The organism is Vibrio sp. 378, from assembly GCF_033339435.1.
This window is the reverse complement of sequence record NZ_JAWOUO010000127.1, coordinates 1-1,142: the sequence shown is the minus strand read 5'-3', so window position 1 is coordinate 1,142 and position 1,142 is coordinate 1. Positions and strand designations below refer to the sequence as shown.

The window sequence follows — 1,142 nt, the reverse complement described above, 5'->3', positions numbered from 1 at the left end:
TGGGACAAGCCGCGAAGAAAACCGTATCTAAGTGGACCTTCAAACCCAAAATGGTTGACGGTAAAGCGGTTAGCTCTCGCCTTTCTCAAGAAATTGAGTTCTCTACAAACTAAGGAGTCATACGTATGAAAGCATATACCAAACTGTTGGCTTCTCTAGTGTTATTGTCAGGCGCGTATGGCGCGCCTGGTTTTGCCAACACTCCGGAGTTGTCAGACAAAACGTTTCGAACGGTAAACAAAGTTCAGGAACTCATTGCTACAGAAAAGTACGCTGATGCCCTTTCTAAATTGAACTCAGCATTAAGTAGTACAAGCAAAAAACAATATGACCGTGCAGTCTTACTGCAACAGATGGGCTTTTTGTACTCTCTGCAAGATGACTACCCGAAAGCAGCAAAGTATTTTGCTGATGCGTTAAGTTTAAACGCACTTCCAGTGCCTGTAGCCCAGCAAGTTCGTTATAGCTTGGCGCAGCTTTACTTAGCCGAAGGGCAATTTAAAAAGTCAGTAGCAACCATGAATGAGTGGTTCAAAATTGCAGAACCCACCGAAGAAAAGCCACAAGCGCATGCATACATCACCCTAGCGAGTGCTTATGTTCAGCTAGAAGATTACAAAAACGCGATTCCACCAGCTAAGCAAGCAATCGCTATGAGTAAAGAACCTAGTGAATCTTGGTATCAGCTACTGATGTCTGCGCACTATGAACTTAAGCAGTTCAAGAGCGTTGCGGGTGTATTGAAAATATTAACCACTAAATATCCAAAAAATAAGCGTTACTGGACTCAATTGTCTGGTATTTACATGGAGTTAAATCAAGAGCGCAATGCCCTTTCAACACTAGAAATGGCTCATAAATTGGGTCTATTAGAAGGTGAGAAAGAATACCTGCGTTTAGTAAACTTCCAAGCTTATCAAGGGGTGCCTTTCCGCGCAGCGAAAACACTTCAAGCAGCCTTTGATAATGGTCATGTAGAACGCAACGCAAAAAATTTGGAAACACTTGGTTCGTTTTGGCAGCAAGCACAAGAACTTGAACAGGCTATCGACGTCTATCAGCAAGCTTACAATCTTGCTCCACAAGCAAAAACTCAAATAAAGATTGCTCGTTTAATGATTTTAGACAAGCAATATACGGAG

2 protein-coding genes are annotated in these 1,142 nt (G+C 42.3%); both read left to right on the top strand.

Translation table 11 applies throughout. From position 1 onward, the window contains the following. A partial coding sequence (locus R7Q48_RS24580) for an energy transducer TonB (protein WP_318132723.1) occupies positions 1 to 113 on the top strand: 113 nt, incomplete at its 5' end. Positions 114 to 125: 12 nt separating this feature from the next. Further along, the coding region (locus R7Q48_RS24575; RefSeq protein WP_318132722.1) for a tetratricopeptide repeat protein at positions 126 to 1,142 on the top strand (1,017 nt) is incomplete at its 3' end.